Genomic DNA, 22,444 nt, shown 5'->3' on the forward strand with positions numbered 1-22,444 from the left:
AGTTGATGGACAAATGCTTGGCGGATTCCGTTCCCATGCACCATATTCGCCGCGCACAGCCGTGGCTGTTCCTTCCCTAATCCAACGCTTTTTTTTATGCCCAACCGCATCGCACTTCTTGGCGCAGGCTTAACCGGACCCCTTCTTGCGGTCTATCTGGCGCGCCGTGGCTACGCCGTGGACCTGTACGAACGCCGCCCCGATATGCGGGTCCACGACGTTGGTGGCGGGCGTTCCATCAATCTTGCGCTTTCCACCCGTGGGCTTCGGGCGTTGGAGGGGGTGGGGCTGCAGGCGGAGGTGCTGGCCGACGCAATCCGAATGCCCGGGCGGATGATCCATGCGTTGGATGGAAGCCTTGATTTCCAACCGTACGGCAAAGTTGGGGAAGCCATTAACTCCATCTCCCGCTCGGGCCTGAACATCATTCTTCTGAACGCTGCCGAACGCGCAGGCGTGCGGGTCCACTTCAACGCCCGCTGCGAATCTGTCAGCCTGAAAGAACGGACCGCAACGCTGGTGAACGACCAAACCGGGGAACGGACCACCATCGCCCCCGAACGGCTGATTGCTGCCGACGGCGCGAACTCCTCGCTCCGTGCAGCAATGGAGTTGGAAATGCCCGGATTCGACTCGCGGACGGAGTGGCTGGAGCATGGCTACAAGGAATTGGAGATTCCCCCCGGCCCCAATGGAGAGTTTCTGATGGAGCCGAACGCGCTCCATATCTGGCCCCGCCACGAGTTTATGATGATCGCGCTGCCGAACCCGAACGCAACGTTTACCTGCACGGTGTTCGCGGCATTCGATGGGGAGGATGGATTCGACACTGTGCTGGGGGATGATGCCGTGAACGGTTACTTCCAACGCCACTTCCCCGATGCCCTTCCGCTGATGCCGACGCTGCTGCACGACTGGCGCACCAACCCAAGCTCGCGGCTGGGGACGGTCTTCTGCGGGCCGTGGCACCTTGACGATTGGGGGCTGCTGATTGGCGACGCGGCTCACGCCATCGTCCCTTTTTACGGGCAGGGGATGAACTGCTGTTTTGAAGATTGCTTCGTGCTGGATACCCTGCTTGCCGACAGCCACGACTGGGGGAGCATCATGCCGCAATTCTACGCGCTGCGGAAGCCGAACGCCGACGCAATTGCACGGCTTGCCGTCGCGAACTTCTTCGAGATGCGCTCGCGCGTGGTGGACCCGCACTACCTCCGCAAAAAATCTATCGAGGCCCGCCTGCACGAACTGTTCCCCGACCGCTGGATGCCGTTGTACAGCATGGTGACGTTCAGCACCATCGGCTACGCCGAAGCGTTGCAGCGTTCGGGCCAGCAGGATGCCTTGCTGCAAAGCGTTGGATTCGACACTGTTGAGGGGGCATTGCAGCAAGGGAAGGAAGCAACGGAAAAAGCCCTGTGGGGGTGATGTTTTTTTAGATATTCCTGCGCCGGCAACATTGCTGCCGGCGCAGATTGCCAGCCAACTTTTTTTGCCGCATGCTTGCCTGCGCCGTGCATGCGTTGTATGTTCAGCCCCCCTTCTGCCCGCTGCCGCAGCGGGGCACGCACGTCCTTCATCAACACTCTTTTCGGAGAAAGGGATCCCGCCAATGCTTACCGCTACGCAATTCCAGCGCTCGGCCGCTGCAATTCTTACTCCGCTTCTTGCCATCCTTCTTGCGTTCACCTCCATTACGATTGCCGGGGAGAATGGAACCATTGTCCGCCGCGTGAAGTTTGCGCGTGGGAAAACCAGCACCGTTCTGCGTGGCACCATCAAAAAGAACCAGGAGGTGGTGTTTGTGCTGAATGCCAACGCTGGCCAAATGCTTACCGCCAGCGTTGACGCTTCCACGCCGAACAACGATGTCGTCTTCTCCATCAGTGGCCCCAATGGCTCGCTGATGGATGCAGGAATGGAGATCACCACAACATGGCGCGGCCAGCTTCCGGCCAACGGCGAATACCGGATCACCATGGGGGTGATTGAATCGAAGTCGTCGCGCTATGCAATGAAGATTTCGGTGGAGTAAACTTCTTCCCCTGGGGCCGGAAGTCAGCTATTCAGATTGGATGCGGGATGGAAACCGCGCAACGGTTACGGGGAAACGGAACCGCACCGCCCCTGAATCAGCAGCGAAGAATCGCCATAGCTGAGGAAGCGATACCCTTCGCGCAGTGCCGCTTGGTACACCTGCTGCCACAGGTCATGGCCAAGAAACGCGCCAACCAGAAGAATCAATGTGCTTCCAGGTTGGTGGAAATTCGTCACCAACGCATCGCAGGCGCGGAACCGGTAGCCGGGAACAATCAAGATTTTTGTCCGGCCAGTCACGGCCTCCATCTGCTGGCTGCTGCGCCACCCCTCCACCGCCGCAAACGCTTCGTCGGGCAACGGAAGCGCGGGGTCCGATTCGGCCAAACGATACGGGTCCCACTGCGCAACGGAAAGCTCCGACGCGCCCCGGGCATCGCCGTCGTTCCGCAGCAGCCGCACGCCAAACCAGTAGAGCGACTCGACGGTTCGGAGTGATGTTGTCCCCACCATCACAAACGGCGCACCGACCGATTCCCGCTGGCGTTTCCCCTGCTCAATCAGCGCCCGCATCATTCCGGCAGCGACGGCGATCCGCTCCTCGTGCATGTCGTGTTCGCCAATCTCCCCTTTCACTTGCTTGAACGTCCCCGCCCCAACATGAAGCGTCACCCGTGCGGTTTGGATTCCACGGCGTTGCAGCTCGGCAAAAATTTGGTTGGTGAAATGGAGGCCCGCAGTGGGCGCGGCCACCGCCCCCGATTGCTGGGCATAGACCGTCTGGTAGGACTCGGAATCGGATTCGTCGGCGGGGCGGTGGATGTACGGGGGGAGCGGGATGGAGCCGGCGGCATCCAGCAAATCGGCAAAGGGCAGCCCGGCGGGGGACCATTGAAACCGAACAGCAAAGCCGTCGGGAGCCGGTCCCAGCAGTGTGGCGGATAGCTGAACATCCTTCCCATTCATCGGGAACGTTCCCTCCACCGCAATTCCCTGCCGAAGCCTTCGCGCGCCGCCAACCATGCAGTTCCACGTTGCCATTCCGCAGGCAGCAAGGGTGATAGCGGGATCGTGGGAAGGGGCAACTGGTTCCAGCAAAAAGAACTCCACGCGCCCGCCGGTCGGTTTCCGCATCACGATGCGGGCGCGGACAACGCGGGTGTCGTTCATCACCAGAAGCGAATCCGCCGGCAGCAGTGCCGGAAGCTGGCGGAAGGTGTGGTGGGCAACGGAGCCATTGCGGGCATCGCACAGCAGCAGCTTACTTCCATCACGCTGGGCCAACGGGCGCACGGCGATGCGATCCTCGGGAAGGTGATAGTCGAAGATGTAGGGAGATGATTCCATGGGACATTGTGATGGAAGTAGATAACTCCACGTACGGCATGGAAAAGCACAGGAGTTCCCTGGCTACACCGGAACCGCCTCCCCCCTCACCACTGGGCTGAACGTCACCTTCGGATTTTTCTCCTGTGCGGCGTTGATATGCCATTCGCTTTGGAAGAGCATCACCGGAAGATTGTCGGCATCGTTCACCACCACCGTGCCGCTGTACAGGAAGTTGCCAAGGTCCTCCTCGCTTCCAAACAGCCAGCGGGCCGCCACAAATGGGAGCGGAGCAAGGATCACATCCACCCCATACTCTGCCTCCAGCCGGAACTTCACCACGTCGAACTGCAGCTGGCCAACGGCCGCCAAAATTGGGTCCGTGCTGTTTGGGGAGTACATCACCTGAATCGCCCCTTCCTCACGCAACTGCTCCAATCCTTTCTGCAACGATTTCCGCTTTGCTGGCGACGGGGTTCGCACGCTGGCAAAACGCTCCGGCGAGAAGTGCGGGATCGGCTCGAACTGCACCCCCTTCCCAGAAGTCACCGTGTCGCCAATGGCAAACACGCCAGGGTTCATCAGGCCGATGATGTCGCCTGGATACGCTTCCTCCACCGTCTCCCGCTCCTGCGCAAACAACTTGTGGGGTCGGCTTAGCCGCACCTGCCGCCCGCTGCGGGTGTTCGTCACGCTCATGTCGCGCTCGAACTTACCGGAGCAGACCCGCAGGAACGCCACACGGTCGCGATGCTGGCGGTCCATGTTGGCCTGAATCTTAAAAACAAACCCCGTGAACGTCTCCGATGCAGGGTCAAGCGGGCCGTTGGCGGTGCGGCGCGGTGCCGGCGGTGGCGCAAGGGAAACGAACCGCTCCAAGAAAAGATCAACCCCAAAATTGTTGACCGCGCTGCCGAAAAATGTTGGGGAGATTTCCCCCGTCAGGAAACGCTCATGGCTGTACTCAACGCCCGCCCCGCCAATCAACTCAAGGTCATCGCGAAGCTCGGAAAGCTCGCGCTGGCCAATCATGCCGGCCAATTTTGGGTCGTTCAAATCGGTCAGCTCCACCGGCGCGCGATAGGCCCCGTGGGCGGTGCGCTCGTACAAATGGGCGCGGTGGTGAAGGCGGTCGTAAACGCCGCTAAACGTTGGGCCGGAGCCAATCGGCCAGTTCACCGGCCACGGCGCGATTCCGAACTCCCCTTCCAACTCATCCAGCAACTCCAACGCCGGGCGGCCCGGGCGGTCCAGCTTGTTGATGAAGGTGAAAATGGGGATGCGGCGGATGCGGCACACCTCGAATAACTTGCGGGTTTGCGGCTCGATTCCCTTTGCCGAATCAATCAGCATCACCGCGCTGTCGGCGGCGGTAAGGGTGCGGTAGGTGTCTTCCGAGAAGTCCTCGTGGCCCGGGGTGTCCAGCAGGTTGATAGTGTGGTCCTCGTACTCGAATTGCAGGACCGTGCTGGTGACGGAGATTCCGCGTTGCTGCTCAAGCTCCATCCAATCGCTGGTGGCTTTGCGCATATTTCGCCGTGCCGTAACGGACCCCGCCAGCCGAAGCGCGCCGCCGTACAGCAGGAGTTTTTCGGTCAAGGTCGTCTTCCCCGCGTCCGGGTGCGAGATGATGGCGAAGGTTCGCCGCCGGGCTATTTCATGCTGCAATTCGCTCATAGTTCGCAAAGATACGGGGGGGTAGAAATCGGGTGGGGTAACGGGTTGTTGGGTGGGATTGGTTGGATAGTGGTGATACCGAACAGAGTGAAGCCCGCCACCGCAGCAACCCCCTCCCCCAATTCTGGGGGAGGGGTAGCCGCCCCAACCACTTCTTTCAATCACTCATCTTCCTTGGCCATAGCCATTTGCTGCTGTTGTATATTCGCGCCATGACCAAACTGAGCGTCAACCTCAACAAGGTTGCAACCCTGCGGAACACTCGAACGATTGGGATTCCAGAGATCACTCACGCCGCCCATCTGTGCGCCGCCGCCGGTGCCGATGGCCTCACCGTCCACCCCCGCCCCGACCAACGCCACATCCGCACGGAAGACGTTCTGGACCTTGCCACCTTCCTTCGCGATTGGCCCGGCATGGAATTCAACATCGAGGGGAATCCGTTTCAGGAGTTCATGGAGCTTGCGTGCCGGGTTCGCCCAACCCAATGCACCCTTGTCCCCGACAGCCCCGAAGCCTTCACCAGCGACCACGGCTGGGACCTGCTTGCCGAAGGGGAACGGTTGCGGCCAATCATCGAAACATTGCACGGCTATGGCTGCCGCGTTAGCCTGTTCATGGACCCGATTCCTGAGCAGATCCAGCGCGCAGCGGCAATCGGTGCCGACCGGATTGAGCTGTACACCGAACCCTACGCCGCCGCCTATTCGCGCGGGGAAGGCCAGCAAGCCGTTGCGGCCTACGCCAGCGCGGCGGAGTTGGCGGGGAGCCTGGGGCTGGGGGTAAACGCCGGGCATGACCTGAACCGCGAAAACTTGCCGCTGTTTCTATCAGCCGTTCCCAACGTTCTGGAGGTCTCCATCGGCCATGCCCTTATCGCCGATGCCCTGGAGTTTGGATTGCCGGAGACCGTGCGGCAATATCTGGGCATTGCGCACCGGGCGCGCGGGTAGTGCGTTCCGTCATTTCTGCATCATTCATATCATCAACACGGCATTTGCTGCATATCCATGCATTCCACCGTTATCACCATTGATTTTTGGCAAACCTTGTTCGACGACAGCGGCGGCCCGCAGCGGAACGAGGAACGCCAAGCCGCGCTTCGCCAAGCGATTGCCAACGCCGGATATTTCCGCGACATTGAGGAGATTGACACGGCGTTCCGGAGCATCTGGGAGTACTTCGACCACCACTGGCTGAACCACCACCGCACCCCAACTTCGCGGGAGATGGTTGGGGAAATCTGCCAGCGGCTTGATCTTGAGCTTCCCGAGGAAGCGGTCGAGCAGGTGACGCAAACCTTTGCCCAGGGGGTGCTGAGCAATCCCCCGTCGTTGCTGCCTGGGGTGCCGGCGGCGTTGGAGTTCTTGGCCAATCGTGCGCCGCTGGCGTTGATCTCCGACACAGCATTCTCCCCGGGGCGGGTGCTGCGGGAACTGATGGAGCAAAAAGGGATTGCCAGTTACTTCAGCAATTTTATCTTCAGCGACGAAAGCGGCGTTGCCAAGCCCCACCCCGATGCGTTCCACCGTGCGGTGGAGCCGTTCGGCGGGGACTTGGGGAACTCGCTTCACATTGGCGACATCGAGCGGACCGACATCCGGGGGGCGAAAGGGGTTGGGATGAAAGCGATCCTGTATCGCGGCAACCACATCCCCCACAAATACGCCGACGACGGAACCGCTTCCGCTGCCGATGCAGTGATCACACACTGGGACCAGATGCCGGAGATTTGGGAGCGAATTATGAGGGGTTGATTAGAGGGCGATGGAGCAAGGTGAGCAAAGCACGCCGGCAACGCAACCACGGGCTAAGAAGCAAGCATCATTTCCTGAGAATCAGCAACTCCATTGTCACCAGCCAGATTTTAACAAACCAGCGGCCGCACCGTTGTCCGTTTCTACCGATACCACCATTGATGCCGAATCGTTGGCGTTGAAGCTGCGCCAGCGGGATCGGCATGCGTTCCAGGTGATCTACGACCGCTACTCGGCGGCGTTGTATGGGGTGGTGATGCGGATTGTGCCAATCGAGGAGCTGGCCGAGGATGTGCTGCAGGAAACCTTCGTGAAAATTTGGAAGAACGCCGAATCTTACGACAATTCCCGTGGGACGCTCTTCACCTGGATGCTGAACATTGCGCGCAACTCCGCCCTGGACAAACTCCGTTCCAGCGAGTACCGCCAACGCACAACAAACCGATCCATTGAGAATCTCGTAGGTGAGATTGACCGCCAGCAAAACAGCAGTTTCAACCCGGAGACCATTGGCCTTCAAGAATTTGTGTTGAAGCTGAAGCCGGACCAGCAGCAGCTGATTGACCTGATCTACTATCAAGGCTTCACCCAAAGTGAGGCTGCCGATGAATTGGGGATACCGCTGGGCACGGTCAAAACCCGCGTCCGCAGCGCGCTGATACGATTACGAGAACTGATGAACGCCGAAACAGAACAAACGAAGCAAGCCCTTACCGAAAGATCACGTTGAATATCGAGGAGTACATATCGTCTGGCGTGCTGGAACTGTATGCGCTGGGGGGACTATCCGCCGAAGAAGTTCAAGAAGTGGAAGCCATGGCACAGCAGCATCCGCACGTCCGCCAGGAGATTGAGCAGATCTACGAAACGTTGGAAGCATTGGCCACCAACGGGGCGATTGCGCCGCGCCCTGCGCTGAAGGACTCCATCCTGCAAAGCATCGCCACCAGCGAGGGTGTGGCGTGGGGGGATGACGCGGCAGAAGCCGCCACCACCATTACTCCTGAAGCGGAACCATTTGTGCAGCAGCCACCGCCTGAGGCCCCTTTCCCGCCAGCAACGCCCAGCCCGGAACCACCACCGCCCGCAAAACCAGCGAACGTGCTGGAGTTGCGCCCGCAGCAGGCCTTGCCCGCACCGGTGGCGTTCCCGGCATCGCGCAGATATTTGCTGGCGGCCTCCATTATTTTTGCACTGCTGGGGCTTGGCGCAGCCGCCTACATGGGCTACCAGTGGCAAACCACCAAGGAGGACCTGGCCCACACCATCAACCGGAACCAGCAGCTGGTGCAGGAATACAACACGCTGAAAAACCGGATGAACCGCGTGGTGGCCGATATGGTCCAGCTGAAAGATCCAAAAAACCAAGTGGTGACGCTTGCCGGGCTTGAGGCCGCGCCAAGCGCGATCGCCATGGTCCACTGGAACCCAACAACCGGCGATGTTGCCCTAAGCGTGGAAGGATTGCCCGCCCCGCCGGAAGACAAGCAATATCAGCTTTGGGCATTGGCCGATGGGAAGCCGATTGATGCCGGGGTGTTCGACCTTGCCGACCAACCGGAGGCACTCCATCACATGAAAAAGATTGACCGTGCCGAGGCGTTCGCCATCACCCTTGAGCCACGCGGCGGAATGCCCACCCCCACCGGCGCGATGTACGTGCTGGGAAAGATGAAGGCATAGAAAGACAACCCAGCAGCACAGAGATGTTTAGAAAGGGATGATCCTTGTTTGGATCATCCCTTTTGTCTTCTTCCCCCACCCACCACCAACTTGGCTATGGCATGGCAACTCCCCTTTTGCTACTATTGCGTTCCCTTGATCTTGTGGCCCGCAAACCAACGCACCGTTGATGAACAGCACACGCACGATGACACCAACACGACATCTTACCTTCCGCCCGTTGCTGGCACTGCTGATGGCGGCTTTTGCCTGCGGCAGCGCAACCGCGCAAACGCCGGAAACGGCGCAGCAGCAAACCCGCGAATTGGTGGCGGCGCGGTTGCCGGACCTGCCGTTGGGGTTCCGGCAGAACAACGGGCAGTGGGATCCGGCAACGCTGTACCACGCCACAACTGCAACGGCGCAAGCGGCGTTCGGGCGGGATGGAGTTGGGTTCCTGTTTACGCGGCCCAGCAGCAGCCAAACACCCTCCACTTCACACTCCACCGCACGGCACACGCCGCCAACGGTTGAGGTTTTACAATGGGGGATTCATTTCAGCGGGGCGTTGCCAAATCCGCGCATTCAGGCGGAGGAGCCGCTGCCCGGGCGGGCGAATTACTTCCATGCCGGGCGCGCCATTGCTGGCGTTCGGGAGCACGGGCGGCTGTGGTATCGGGACCTGTATCCCAACATTGACCTTTGCTACTACGGCACCGGGCGTTCGCTGAAATATGATTGCGTTGTTCGCCCCGGCGGCCAGCTGCGCGATGTCCGGATGGAGTGCACGGGGATCAACCAGCTGGCAATCAACAACGCTGGCCAGCTTGAAATTGCCACCAGCTGGGGGACGCTGATTGAGCAACGCCCCTACGCTTACCAAATCATTGACGGAAAGCAAGTGGAGGTCCCCACCCGCTTCATCCTTTGGAACGACACCACCTACGGATTCGCCACCGACCACAGCTACCGCCGTGACCTCCCGCTGGTGATTGATCCGACGATGCTGGCATGGTCAACATTTATCGGCGGGTCAAGCACCACCGAAGGCTATTTGGTGGAAGGCTACATGCGGGATATTGACGTTGACGCGCTGGGCTACATCTACGGCGTGGGGTGGTACAGCGATTATTTCCCAACAGTTCCCGGCTCCTACAACGAGTTGTTCAACGGTGGCGACCGAGGGACAACCATGGCCCCAGAAGATGCCTACGTTTTCAAGATGACCCCCGACGGAAGGTCGCTGGTCTATTCCACCTATCTGGGCGGATCCCGCCAGGACGAGGCCTCGTCCATCAACGTCAACAGCAGTGGCGAAGCGTACGTTGTTGGCTACACCTTCAGCCGCGATTTCCCCGTCACGCTTGACCCCACGCCGATCCAAGATTACAACGCAGGCTTATGGGATGGCTTCGCCGTGAAGCTGAGCCGCGATGGCGATTCGCTGATCTACTCCACCTACTTCGGCAGCGACAGTTCCGATTTTTTTGACCGCGCCGCGCTGAACAGCCGGGGCGAATTGTCCATCACCGGAAACACCACCTCCCCCAACTATCCCACCACCCCCGGGGCGTACAGCACCACCAACTCCGGCCCACTGGGCACCGCCGACGCGCTGGTGACGGTCCTTGATGCCGACGCGCAAACGATCCTTTACTCCACCCTTGTTGGCGGAAACGATCACGAGGCTGGGTTGGATATTGTGCTGAACAATGCCGATGAAGCCTTCGTGCTGGGGACAACCTACTCCGCCGATTTCCCAACCACCACCGGCGCGTTCCAGGAAATCCCGGCCGGGAACGCCGATGCTTTCCTTCTGCAACTAAGCCGCGATGGCTCCCAGCTTCTTGCATCAACCTACTTTGGCGGCGCGGGCACCGATATTGGGGAAGGGATAGTTCTGAACTCCGCTGGCGACCCAGTGATTGTTGGCATCACCTACTCCCCCGATCTTTTCACCACCCCGGGCGCATTCGACCGCAGTTTTAACACCCGCCCGGGGAACCCTGCAACCAGCGATGCCTACGTTGCCAGCTTCCGCGCCGATCTTACCGGGGTGAATTTCTGCACCTATCTGGGGGGAACCAACAACGACCGCGCAAACACCCTGGCACTGGATCAATCGGAAAACATCTTTGTTGTTGGGAGCACCTTCGCCAGCGGAAATTTCGAGCCAACATTCTTCCCAATCTCTTCTTGCGCCTACGACCAACTGAACCGTGGCGGCTTCGACCTTTTCCTAACCAAGCTAAGCCCAACCGCCAGCCGGGTGATGTACTCCACGATGATCGGCGGGGTGAACAACGACTACGGCAGCCTTGACAATTACGGGCGGGCGCGAATCCGGCTGATGGGGGATAGCTGCAACGTGGAAGCCGTTATCGGCATGACCACCCACTCCCCCAATTTCCCCACAACCCCGGGCGCGTTCCAACCCCGAAAAGGAAACGAGGTTGATAACGGACTTGAGGACCAACCAGTGCTGCTAAAATTCAAGCCTTACCAACTGCTCCAATTCCGGTACGACACCACGTCGTGCGGGGTTGTGCAGTTCCATGATGGCTCCGAACTCTGCATTTGGGACGATGGCGCGCCGATCACCAAAGAACGCTTCTGGGATTTTGGCGACGGCGGAAGCTCCACCGAACAGAACCCCCGCCACCGCTACGCCACCCCCGGGAATTATACCGTCAGGCTCTATGCCGGATGCCCGCGCGACTCGTTGGTGATGGAGATCACCGTCCCCCCCTTCCGCCCGATTCCGGTGGGGGCGGGGGAGGATCAGTATATCTGCTCCGGAGCCTCGGCACAGTTGCAAGCCACGGGGGGAACGCTGTTTACGTGGGAGCCATCAACCGGGCTTAACTGCACCAGCTGCCCGAATCCAATCGCCCAGCCAACGGCCACCACCACCTATCGCGTCACCATCACCGACGGCTACGGCTGCACGGGGACCGACACGGTGACGGTGTTCGTTACCGCACGCCCCGCAATCGTTGCCAGCCCCGACACGGCGATCTGTGCCGGGGGCGCGGCGCAGCTGCAAGCAACCGGTGGCGTGGCCTACACGTGGCGGCCAGCAACGGGGCTAAGCTGCATCACCTGCCCCAACCCAATTGCCCGGCCAACCGCCACCACCACCTACATCGTCACCGGACAAGGGGACCCCGCTTGCAGGGAAACGGCGGAGGACACAGTGGTGGTCCGCGTGGTTCCGCCGCCAGCCGTTCGCCTAACCCGCGACACCTCCATCTGCGCTGGCGGAATCGTTCAACTGAGTGCCATTGCCGATTCCGCCGGGGTGCCGCGCCCGATGCGGTTCCGTTGGGTTCCCTCGTCCGGGCTGGATTGCGACACCTGCGCCACCGTGCAAGCCACGCCAACCGCAACAACAACATGGAAGGTAATCGCCACCAACGCTGCCGGCTGCAGCGACAGCGCCAGCGTCACCGTCAGCATCGTGCCACCGCGGGGGATTGAGGCTCCCTCCGTTCGGGCAATCTGCGTTGGCGATAGCGTCCAGCTGAGCGTTGGCGGAAACGGGCCGGTGGAATGGAGCCCAGCAACGGGGCTTAGCTGCACCGATTGCCCCGCCCCGTGGGCATCGCCAAGCAGCACGCAGGTGTATACCGTCCGCTCCCTTCTCCCCTGCGGCGGCAGCGATACCGTCACGGTGGCGGTGCTTCCGTTGCCAACGGTGGCGGTGGTCCCCGACACTCTGTTCTGCTCCGGACAGCTTACGGCAACGGCTTCCCCGAACACCGTGGCCTACCGCTGGACCCCTCCGGATGGACTAAGCTGCGACGATTGCCCCGCCCCCTTTGCCAACCCCAGCGCAACCACACGCTACCACCTCACCATCACCGATGCCAACGGCTGCGTGGCCCGTGATTCCGCGCTGGTGATTGTGAACCCGCGAACGGTGCGGCTCCATATCGGAAAGGAGTATCAGGTGGGGATTGGGAACACGGTGGTGGTGGAGGTGATGGCCGACTCCGCAATGGACCCGCTGGGGCTTACCAGCATCGCCATCAAGCTGAGTTACGACCCCACGTTTCTTCGCGCCAACGCCGCACTGTTGGAAGGAAGAATTCTGGATGGATGGAAGATTGACAGCGTCCAGCAGAACCGCAGCGAGGGCTGGGCAATCTACTTCCTTTCCTCCCCCACGGGAAGCCCCGCCGTTGGGAGCGGAGCATTGCTGGGGATTCAGCTGATTGGATATTTGGGGGCCAACAGCAGCTCGCCGTTGCCGTTCAGCATCCTTTCGCCGATGGGCGATTGCCTGAGCGTGGTGACGGATCCCGGCGCGGTTCGGATAGACTCCATCTGCGGGCTGAACCTGCGGTTAATTGAGCTAACCACCGCCGATTACGCGCTGGACCAAAACCGCCCGAACCCGTTCAACCCCCTCACCGACATCACCTTCTCGCTTGGCTTGGATGGCCCAACACGGTTGGAGGTGTTGGATGGCGTTGGGCAGCGCGTTGCGTTGCTGCTAAACGAGCGCCTTGCCGCCGGACGCTACACCGTCACGTGGGACGCAACCGCGCATCCCTCCGGCCTATACTACTACCGCCTAACCAGCGGCGACTGGACAATGACCCGAGCGATGATGGTGGTGAAATAAAACGCAAAAATGGAGTAGCAATTGGCTCAACACAAATGCTATTTTGCTGATAGAGGGGGTGGGGAAATTCCATTTAATGAAAGCAATCAGGAGAATGATGATGAAAAAGCTCACAGACCTTGCGAAGACTGCGATCATGGCGACCGCCAGTCTGCTTTCGATGGCCACGGCAGCGAACGCTACCATGGAAATTATGCACCGGTATCCCTGCGATAATGGGAATACCGTGACGTATCTGGTAATTCACGACAAAGCCACAGGAAAGCGGTGGCTAATTCGCGAATGGAGCGATAAGACCTCACGGGTTGATCCGTTGGAAACGGTTTCCGCAGCTCCAAGTGGCCCGATTACCGTGCCCGCAAATTTTTCCGATCAGTGCGCCGCATCCCAAGCAATTACAACGCCCGGTGCCGATTTGGGGGTGACGATTCTGGACGCAAATAATCAGGAATTTAGATTCCGCAATTGCTTGAATGAGCAGGAACGTGCCGAAGGGAACGAGGCGGTGGCGCGGGAATTCTTCAACGACCCTGCGCTTGCAACGCTGAAGCCAGATATTGGGATTGGTGGATATGCCGAAGCCAAGGCGTTGAATGATTTTATCAGCAACCGCCCAACCGAAAACAGCCCCGGCGGGCAATTAGGCCAGGAATATTTCGACCGGAATTACGGAGCCAACGGCAATGATGGAATTGCCGTGGTTGAGGCACTTTCCAAAGACAAGATTTTTTTCTACATCATCAAAAACAACACCGATGTTGCCATTGAGTCGGCACCAACGGCGGGGAATAATTATCAACTGATCGTGCGGAACGTGGATCCAAAAGTGGCGGTGGCAACCGAAGTGATACGCAGCAGCGGCGAAGTGGTGTGGCGGAACACCGTTGCGGCAGCAACCCCGGTGGACCTGTCGCAATGCTCCTCGGGGACGTACTTCGTGAAAGGGGGCGGGCAACCAATCGCGGTGACGATTGCGCGGTAATCCCACCCTTGCAAAAAAAGAAAGAGCGGACGGGCAATGATGCCCGCCCGCTTTTTGTTTTCAGTACCCACCCGTTCACCCGGTAGCCGCCCCGACCTCCGGTAGCCGAAGGTCTTTAGCCTTCGGCGTCTCATTCTGAGATACGACTGGGCAGGCTAAAGACCTGCCCCTACCCGTTCACCCGGTAGCCGCCCCGACATTCGTCGGGATTGATAAAAGGTCTTTAGCCTTCGGCGGCTATCTCTCAAAGAACACTGGGCAGGCTAAAGACCTGCCCCTACCCGTTCACCCGGTAGCCGCCCCGACATTCGTCGGGATTGATAAAAGGTCTTTAGCCTTCGGCGGCTAATTCTGAGAAACGACTCGGCCCCGATAAAGATCGGGGTCGCTACCCCGACTGAGGCGGGGCCGCTACCTGTTCATCACCGCCGCAAAAACATTTTTCCGGCCATTTGGCGGACCAGGCCTTTGAACTCCAATGCCAGCAGTGCAACAAGTGCTTCGCTGCTGGTTAGTCCGGTGGCTTCGCACAGGGTGTCAACGTGGCGGGGTTCGCCGTCAAGGGTGTCGAAGATTGCGCGCTCGAACAGGGTAAGATCGGCGGGCGCAGCGGCGGCGGCGGCGATTGCGGGGGTTGGGATGTGGTATCCCAGCGCGTCAAGAACATCCACTGGCGATTGCGTCAGCCGCGCGCGGTCGGTGCGGATCAGCCCGTTGGTCCCGCGGCTTTTCGGCGAGGAGATCGGCCCGGGAACCGCGAACACCTCGCGACTTTGGTCCAGCGCGAAGCTGGCAGTAATCATCGCCCCCCCTTTTTCATCGCTCTCCACCACCAGCGTGGCGGCGGTCATTCCGCTGATGATCCGGTTGCGCTGCGGGAAGAATGCCGGAATCGCCTTCACGCCAAAAGGATACTCGCTGATGACCGCGCCACGCTCGGCAATCTTCCCCGCCATCTGCGCCGAAAGGCTTGGCGAGATTTCATCCAACCCGCTGGCAATCACGGCGATTGTTCGCCCGTTGGCACGCAGCGCGGCGGCATGGGCGTACTGGTCAATCCCGCGTGCAAGCCCGCTTACCACCGCCACCCCCGCCGCGGAAAATTCTTCGGCATACTTCTCCGCGGTTAGCCGCCCGTACATCGTTGCGGCCCGCGTTCCAACAATGGCAATCGCGCGGTCATCCTCCGGCAGCAGCTGGCCACGCAGGTAAAGCACGATTGGCGGGGCATAAATTTGCCGCAGCCGTGCCGGGTAATCATCGCTCCAAAAATGGAGTATCTCCCCGCCGAATTCCTTTGCCCGCGTGGTCTGCGTTTCCGCCTGCCGAAGGAGGATATCCATGGTGGCCATCCCCTCGATTGCCGCGCGCCGCAACCCTTCGGCGGCCAGGTCCTCCGGCGCGGCGTTCACAATCGTCTGGAACTCCTCCCCCGTCTCCACCAAGCTCCGCACCGCCGCGGAAGTAATCCCAGGAAGGAAGTTCAAAGCAAGGATTTGTGGTGTTGTTAGCATCGGCGTGGTTGTGGTTGATACGTGATGGTTTGGTGCCCCCCCTCCCCAAACAAAAATCTACCCCGCGAAGGGCTTCGGTAAAAATACACCACTTCGCTGTTTCCCATCTCCGGTTATCGTCGCATCTTTCGGGCGACACGCACACACACTCGCAACTATTGGAATCGCATCTGCCGATGAAGAGTTCACTGCTCCGCTCCTCCGTTCTGCTGCTGGCCGCGCTGGCGTTTTGCGCCGGGAATCTTGCCGCCCAGCAACTGGTGGTCTCCAGCCTTGACGCAAGCAAATTCCCGACGATCACCGCAAAGGTCTATCTGCTGGATGCCGCAGGGAAGCCGCTGCGCGACGTTAGCACGCGGACCATTCAGGTTCGCGAAAACGGAACCGAACGCCGCGTCACCGCGATTGATTGCCCCCCTCCGGTTCCGGTTGATGCCCTCTCTTCCGTGCTGACGATTGACGTTTCCGGCTCGATGGCCAACACCCCCGACGGACGCGCCGGCACGCCAAATATGGAGCTTGCAAAATCGGCGGCGAAGGCGTGGATACAGGGGCTTCCGGAAGGGCGAAGCGAGTGCGCCGTCACCACGTTCGACCAGTACGGCCAGATTATCCGCGACTTCACCCGCGACCGTGCGGACCTTCTATCGGCCATTGAATCGCTGCGGCCACAAGGGGGGACCGAGTATGATGCCGGATTGCGCAACCCTCCCGCCGGCGGGTTGGTGGTGGCCGAAAAGGGGAAGCACCGCCGCGTGGTGATCTTCCTGACCGACGGGCTTGGCGGCGGCGATGAGAAAAAGATCATCGCGCTGGCCCAGCAGAACAACGTCGCCATCTTCTGCGTCACGCTGGGGATGCCCGCGCCCGACATCCTGAAGAATATCGCCCGCGCTACCGGCGGCGAGTTTTACGAATACGTCACCACGGTTCCGCAGGCCCAGGCGGTGTATCGGGCAATCCAGTACCGCGCGCTTGGCGGCGAACCGTGCGAAGTCACGTGGGAAAGCCTTCCCGATTGCAACGTGAACCGGAACGTCAGCCTTGAAGTCCCATCGCAGGGGCTTGCGGCGGCCATGCGCTACGAGGCCCCACAGAGCAGCGTTCCCCGGCTGGAGGTTCTTCCTCCATCGGTTGATTTTGGCGCGGTTGCGATTGGAAGAACGGAGAAGGAGGAGCTAACGCTGCGGGCCGTTGGGCGCGATGTCACCATCACCAGCATCACACCGATGACCCCAAAAGGCCAGTTCCAATTGGACGCGCCGGCAACGCCGTTCACCATCTCGGCCGGAAGCAGCCGGACGCTGGCAATCCGCTACTCCGCCGCCGACACCGCCTACCGTTTTGCACGCTGGGCAATCGCCAACGATGCCTGCGCCGGGGCGGTGGTGTTTGCCGCCGCAGGAACCCGCGCACGCCCCGAGCCAAGCATCCGTTTGATTCGCCCGAACGGAGGCGAGCGGTTTATTGCCGGGTCCACGACCACGATTTCCTGGGATGGAGTTGCCCCCGAAACCCCAGTGCAATTGGAGTACAGCACCGATGCCGGGACAACATGGAAAACCATCACCGAGCGGACCTCGGGCGGGAGCTTCCATTGGAAGGTTCCGGCAACGCCAAGCGAGCGTTGCCTTGCCCGCGTCGCCGAAATTGACACCGCCGCCACCGCCGCTGCCGACACCGGAATGCGGCTGACCGGAGCCGGCGAAGTGATCCTGACCAGCGCATTCAGCCCCGATGGAACGATGGTGGCGGGGGCAAGCTGGAGCGGTGTGGTTCCGGTGTGGGACGTGGCAACGGGGAAGAAAATCCGAACGATCTCCGTGGGGATGAACGGCCCCCGCCCGGCACGCGCCTACTACGTGGAGTTCAGCCCAAACGGCAGGCAAGCCTTGACCGCCGCCGAAGGGAACATCGTCAGCGTGTGGGATATGGCCAGCGGGCGCGAGGTTGCCAAGTTCAAAGGGAAGCCGTACAACAAAACCGAGCGGTGGAACTCCGCCAGCACCGAAGGCGACGTAACCCCAAGCCCCGTCTTCAGCCCCGACGGAAAGAAAGTGTTGTTGATGGATGAAAACTACACCCCGGCACTCTTCGACCTTTCCAGCGGGCGAAAACTGAGGACCTTTGGCGAACCCCAAAATGGTGAGATCGTCACCAGCGCAATGTTCAGCAGCGACGGCACGCGAATCTTGACGGCGGGACCCGACAGCGCGGTGCGGGTGTGGGATGCCGCCAACGGAACGCAGCTTCAAAAAATCAAGCACGCGCGGAAAACCGAAGGGGCAACCTTCAGCCCCGACGGCGCATGGATTGCCAGCGTCACCACCGACGACACCGTTCGGATTTTTAACTCCATCACTGGCGCGCTTGCCCAGAAGATTCGCCCGGGAAAACGGTACGGGGCCTCCTACCTGCGGGCAATGTTTGCCCCGATGGAGAAAGCCTGCTGATCTGGCATGGGTCCGAGATTCCCGCAACGCTGTACAACTTCCGCACCGGCGCAAAAATTCGCGAGATGAACTTCGACCGCGACGGGAAGGAGTTCCGCGCGCGAAGCTCCATCGGCTACGCAAACTTCAGCCCCGACGGCCAGCATATCGTGACGGTGGACGGAAGCGTCAACGTTTGGGATGTGGCCACCGGAAGAATGATGTCGAGCAATCGGTGGGACTCGCAGATGTCGTACGCGACCTTCAGCCCCAACGGCGAACGGATTGCTTCCAGCGAATCGGCAAACCTTGTGGTGCGCCCCGTTGGCGCGTTGCGATTGCAGGAGGACCGCTCCGACTCGCTGTGGGCAATTCTGGACACGGACCCGCGCTCAATCGGCCTAAACTTTGGCCGGCGGCGGATCGGCTCCGTCACCGACATCGTGATGCCGAACATGATCCGCAACGCCGGGGCGGTTCCGTTTGTGGTTGACTCCATCTGGATCACCGGGCCGAACGCGCGCGAGTTTGGGATTGTCAACGGCATTCCCCCGTTCACGGTCGCGCCAGGGGAAAACCATGCGATGGAGCTTCGGTTCCGCCCGTCGGGGCGTGGGCTGCGCGGGTCCAACATCCACATCATGGCTGGCGGGAAGGAGATGATTCAGGCATTGGAGGGGGAAGGGATTCGGGAAGATTTGGCGATTGATATGCCGGAGATTGACTTTGGCGACATCCCCGTTGGCAGCCGCCGCGACACGGTTGTTCCGGTGATGATTCGCAACCTTACCACCACCCCGCTGACCATCACCAGCACGCAATTCACCGGCCCCGACACCACGCAGTTCAGCGTGATTGATGGCGGCGGGCGGTTCACCATCCCCCCCAACAGCGGCCACCGGATGGAGCTTCGGTTTGCCCCGGTCCGCAGCGGGCGCACCAGCACCCGGCTGAGCTTCCGCACCGACGACAGCAGCGACGTAACCGCACGCTTGTTCGGAAACGGAATCGGCACCACCAGCACCGAGCCGGACGAGCCAAGCATCAGCGAGCGGTATGTGGACCCCACAACCTTCCGCACCATTGCCGCGCCGAACGCGGTGTTGCCGAAAGGTGGAGATGGATATGTGGGAAGCTATGATCTGCTGGGGTTGGTGGCGGGCTACTCCATCACCGATAACGTGATGGTGCTTGTTGGCGGCGGCGTTCCCCTGCCAGATGATTGGTTCGGCCTGAACGGCACGATGTACGGGGCGTACTCGGCGGGGGTGAAGGCCGGATTGCCCATTACGGAACAGCTGAACATTGCCGGCGGCTACCAGTGGGCGCGAAGCATCTACGACCAGGACGTGACCGAAAGTTTGGAGTCGCAGATCACCGTCAGCATCCCCTACTTCTCCCTTAGCTACGGCAACGACGACAGCCGTTTCAGCATACTGGCGGGCTACGGATTTAAGCAGCACGTGACCAACGGCATTGGCGGCACGTTCGACAAAAACGCGTTGATTATCAGCGGCGGAGGGGATTACCGCGTTGGCGAGCGGTGGAAAGTTGCGGTGGAATTTCTGAGCATGGAGACGTTGGGTTATCTGCCGATAGCGGCCACCGCCCGTTGGTTTGGCCACACGTGGGCGTTGGATGCCGGGATTGGATTTTTAGGAATCGCCACCGGCGGCGGCGAAGCCCCCTCCATCCCAGTCGCGCCAGTGATTAGCTTTGTGAAGGTGTGGTAAAGGGGGCAATGCAACGGACTTCCCCCAGCAGAATGCAATCGCCTGTGTGGCATGGCCAGGCCTCGCAGGCGATAAGGCGATGATTCAGCAATCGTTCAACAGCATTGATAGGAGCTAACCATGATGAACAAAACCATCCCTCTCCTCCTGCTGCTCACCACAGCACTGCTCCTGCTTGGGCAAACCTTCACCCACGCACAAAACCGCATTGACCCCAGACACCCCTCCTTTGCCTACATGCAAGAATGGGGTACCATGGATGGAACCACTCTCCAATGCTTGCCCGGTTGGGTTGGTGAAACTGGAGAACTCTTTGGAAGACAGATCATCCCAACTGGTGATCTTAACAACGACGGAATGGCCGATTACATTATCGAGCGTGATCGCTGCGATACCGCATTTGGAGTAAACAAAACCACCCGTGGCAATGAACTCCTGCTGTTCTACGGCAAGAAAAACTCACTCCCTACCCCTGCTGATGGTATCCGCATCGGGCCTTCCGAAATCGGCTCCACTACTCACTTCCTCTGCACCGGTGACTTTGATGCCGATGGCATCCTCGACATCGCTTGTGGCATCCATCTCTATGGGGATACTACTGAACGTGGAGGAGAGTATGACATCGGTATGCCCGTCGTCTTCTGGGGACAATCCAATGGTATCTACTCCACCAGCGACACCACCCAATTCCCCTCCGATGCTCCCATCTGGATTACTCCAAAACAAGGAGTTAGTGGTGATTTTAACGGTGATCACATTGATGATTTGTTCATTCGTGGATCCGGGTGGGGATTCGCTGATGGAGCATTAGCGAGAATTCCTAAAGGACACATCTTTGCTGGCGAACGTGGCAAGCGATGGGGACGCGATGGTAGAGACCACTCACCCGTTCAACGATGGTGGTACCCACCAGGCAACAAAGCAGTCGAATACCGTGATCACGATTGCTCCGGAGACAATGACCTCATCTTCTACGGTGGCATTATTGATGACATTGATCAAATCATGGTTGCTTATCAACATGGCAACGGCCAATGGATTGATACCTCCGACATTGAGGCCATTAACCTCAAAACATCCTATAGCTCCTACGCACGATTGATGGATGTCACCGGCGATCACCTCCTTGATATTGTCACCATCGGAGGGAACTTTGAGAGTGAACGCATCAAAGTCTTTGCCGGAAAGGCTGGGCAGAGGCTGAAAGAACAGTACGGCACAGGAACCGACAGTGCCGACCGTGCCAACGGACGATTCCCACTCCGACCCTGGGTCAAGATGCCAACACCCACTGTCCTCCATGATGGATGGACTGGAAGCGAACACGTGTTGTTCGATCTGGGCGATATTAACGGAGACGGACGTTCGGAAATTGCGGCCCATTCAACACCGTTCATCCTCATCTACACCACCGGACCAACCCTTGATTCTCTTATTGATGTCATGGCTCGAGTTCCTGGAGGCTATGACTACAATTGGGGAACTATCAAGCGGCTTGGTGACATTGATGGGAGCGGTAAGCCAACTTTTGCCGTTCGGTATGAAGGCAACGTCCACTTCCTGAAAGCACCACCAAAAGATGAAATTCCTACCTACGGCGGGCGCATCCGCTCGCTTCCACATCCTATTGATTTTCGCTGTGCATTGTCCTCCAGCGTGGGAACCCAGGGGGGCGGGGAACAGGGGACAGCGGAGATGGACCTTAGCGCAACTTCTTCAGATTCTTATCGAGCCAACAAAACTGCACTGGCTCCACATTTCATTCATAGATCACAACCATAGGAGATAAAAACAATAGACCTCTTTCAAAAGTCTAGATTACGGGTTATGTTTGGGGTCAACCAATATAAGGAAGAAGGATGCGCTACGCAGAGATTTGTGATCGCTCACCGGAACAATTTCGACGCTTAACCGGTGTGTTGCCGACGACCTTCGAGGCAATGCTTCGGGTCATTCGTGCAGCGCGGCGAGAGTTTGGTCGTCCGCCGAAACTCACGCTCGCCGATCAGCTGTTGTTGACGCTGCTGTATTGGCGTGAGTATCGAGCGCAATATCACCTTGCAGCGGATTTTGGGATCAGCGAACCGACCTGCAGCCGGATCATTCGGCGAGTGGAGGATGAACTCACCCAGAGCAAAGAGTTTCAATTGCCGAAGCGTCCGCAGCCGCGAGTCGGGGAGACAGAGTTTGCTGTGATCGTGATCGATGCGACAGAAAGCCCGATTGAACGGCCCAAAAAAAGCAAAGGGAGTACTACAGCGGGAAGCGTGGATGCCACACAATCAAGACGCAGGTAGCAGTGGCGTTGGGGAGTCGTCGGATACTCAAGACAGAGTTTGGGGTTGGTAGCCAGCATGATTTCGCGTTATTGAAGCAGTGTGTGGGTCGGGGGTATGGGCGATTGTTGGGGAGTGGGAGTTGTTGGATAGCGGATTTGGGATATCTGGGCTTATCGAAGATTCAGAGCAACGTGTGGTTGCCGCACAAGCGGCGGAAGGGGGTGGAATTAGGAGATTGGGAGAAGGGAGAGAATCGTGAGCACTCGCGGAAGCGGATCGTGATTGAGCATGTGTTTGGTCGGTTAAAGGTGTTCAAGATCATAGCGGAGAAATATCGAAATCGTCGCAAGCGATTTGATATGAGATTCAACCTCATCGCCGCCATCCATAATTTCGAACTCCCTTGAAAGCTACT

At 59.4% G+C, this 22,444-nt stretch carries 15 protein-coding genes and 1 pseudogene; 13 read left to right on the plus strand and 3 right to left on the minus strand.

What is annotated here, in order from left to right:
* Window positions 1-96: 96 nt before the first annotated feature.
* On the plus strand, window positions 97-1,428 hold the full coding sequence (locus tag IPM61_15545) for an FAD-dependent monooxygenase (protein MBK8912725.1): 1,332 nt from the start codon (window positions 97-99) through the stop codon (window positions 1,426-1,428).
* Between the two features lie 184 nt (window positions 1,429-1,612).
* A complete protein-coding gene (locus tag IPM61_15550; GenBank protein ID MBK8912726.1) occupies window positions 1,613-2,035 on the plus strand; it encodes a hypothetical protein in 423 nt (140 codons plus the stop codon).
* 65 nt (window positions 2,036-2,100) lie between these two features.
* Here IPM61_15550 and IPM61_15555 read toward each other — a convergent pair whose 3' ends face one another.
* Together IPM61_15555 and IPM61_15560 are read right to left on the minus strand one after the other, a co-directional pair.
* A complete protein-coding gene (locus IPM61_15555; GenBank protein ID MBK8912727.1) occupies window positions 2,101-3,384 on the minus strand; it encodes an S-adenosylmethionine:tRNA ribosyltransferase-isomerase in 1,284 nt (427 codons plus the stop codon).
* Between the two features lie 63 nt (window positions 3,385-3,447).
* The gene (locus IPM61_15560; GenBank protein MBK8912728.1) at window positions 3,448-5,040 is read right to left on the minus strand and encodes a peptide chain release factor 3; all 1,593 of its coding nucleotides are present in this window, start codon (window positions 5,038-5,040) and stop codon (window positions 3,448-3,450) included.
* Between the two features lie 212 nt (window positions 5,041-5,252).
* On the opposite strand from IPM61_15560, the gene IPM61_15565 reads away from it, so the two are divergent.
* The 6 genes from IPM61_15565 to IPM61_15590 all read left to right on the plus strand — a co-directional run bounded on the left by IPM61_15565 (window position 5,253) and on the right by IPM61_15590 (window position 14,071).
* On the plus strand, window positions 5,253-5,993 hold the full coding sequence (locus IPM61_15565) for a pyridoxine 5'-phosphate synthase (protein MBK8912729.1): 741 nt from the start codon (window positions 5,253-5,255) through the stop codon (window positions 5,991-5,993).
* 57 nt (window positions 5,994-6,050) lie between these two features.
* Window positions 6,051-6,797, plus strand: coding sequence for an HAD family hydrolase (locus tag IPM61_15570; protein ID MBK8912730.1), 747 nt, complete (start codon window positions 6,051-6,053; stop codon window positions 6,795-6,797).
* A 10-nt stretch (window positions 6,798-6,807) separates the two neighbouring features.
* The gene (locus IPM61_15575) at window positions 6,808-7,527 is read left to right on the plus strand and encodes a sigma-70 family RNA polymerase sigma factor (protein MBK8912731.1); all 720 of its coding nucleotides are present in this window, start codon (window positions 6,808-6,810) and stop codon (window positions 7,525-7,527) included.
* Window positions 7,524-8,480: an anti-sigma factor gene (locus IPM61_15580; GenBank protein MBK8912732.1), complete on the plus strand. Its 957-nt coding sequence runs from the start codon at window positions 7,524-7,526 to the stop codon at window positions 8,478-8,480. Before IPM61_15575 ends, IPM61_15580 begins: the two co-directional genes overlap by 4 nt.
* A gap of 169 nt (window positions 8,481-8,649) precedes the next feature.
* Window positions 8,650-13,089, plus strand: a complete 4,440-nt coding sequence (locus IPM61_15585; GenBank protein MBK8912733.1) for a PKD domain-containing protein — start codon at window positions 8,650-8,652, stop codon at window positions 13,087-13,089.
* Window positions 13,090-13,189: 100 nt separating this feature from the next.
* On the plus strand, window positions 13,190-14,071 hold the full coding sequence (locus tag IPM61_15590) for a hypothetical protein (protein ID MBK8912734.1): 882 nt from the start codon (window positions 13,190-13,192) through the stop codon (window positions 14,069-14,071).
* A 422-nt stretch (window positions 14,072-14,493) separates the two neighbouring features.
* Here the strand turns inward: IPM61_15590 and dprA are convergent, their stop codons facing one another.
* On the minus strand, window positions 14,494-15,585 hold the full coding sequence (gene dprA, locus IPM61_15595; GenBank protein MBK8912735.1) for a DNA-protecting protein DprA: 1,092 nt from the start codon (window positions 15,583-15,585) through the stop codon (window positions 14,494-14,496).
* Window positions 15,586-15,761: 176 nt separating this feature from the next.
* On the opposite strand from dprA, the gene IPM61_15600 reads away from it, so the two are divergent.
* The 5 genes and pseudogenes from IPM61_15600 to IPM61_15620 all read left to right on the plus strand — a co-directional run bounded on the left by IPM61_15600 (window position 15,762) and on the right by IPM61_15620 (window position 22,436).
* Window positions 15,762-18,038, plus strand: coding sequence for a VWA domain-containing protein (locus IPM61_15600; protein ID MBK8912736.1), 2,277 nt, complete (start codon window positions 15,762-15,764; stop codon window positions 18,036-18,038).
* Window positions 18,039-18,103: 65 nt separating this feature from the next.
* On the plus strand, window positions 18,104-19,750 hold the full coding sequence (locus IPM61_15605; GenBank protein MBK8912737.1) for a choice-of-anchor D domain-containing protein: 1,647 nt from the start codon (window positions 18,104-18,106) through the stop codon (window positions 19,748-19,750).
* Window positions 19,751-19,870: 120 nt separating this feature from the next.
* Complete coding sequence (locus tag IPM61_15610) at window positions 19,871-21,532, plus strand: VCBS repeat-containing protein (protein ID MBK8912738.1); 1,662 nt, start codon at window positions 19,871-19,873, stop codon at window positions 21,530-21,532.
* A 77-nt stretch (window positions 21,533-21,609) separates the two neighbouring features.
* On the plus strand, window positions 21,610-22,047 hold the full coding sequence (locus IPM61_15615) for a transposase family protein (protein MBK8912739.1): 438 nt from the start codon (window positions 21,610-21,612) through the stop codon (window positions 22,045-22,047).
* Window positions 21,984-22,436, plus strand: a pseudogene (locus IPM61_15620) (transposase). Before IPM61_15615 ends, IPM61_15620 begins: the two are co-directional and overlap by 64 nt.
* Window positions 22,437-22,444 lie beyond the last annotated feature (8 nt).

It is taken from the genome of Chlorobiota bacterium (assembly GCA_016710285.1).
Lineage (GTDB): Bacteria > Bacteroidota > Ignavibacteria > OLB7 > OLB7 > OLB7.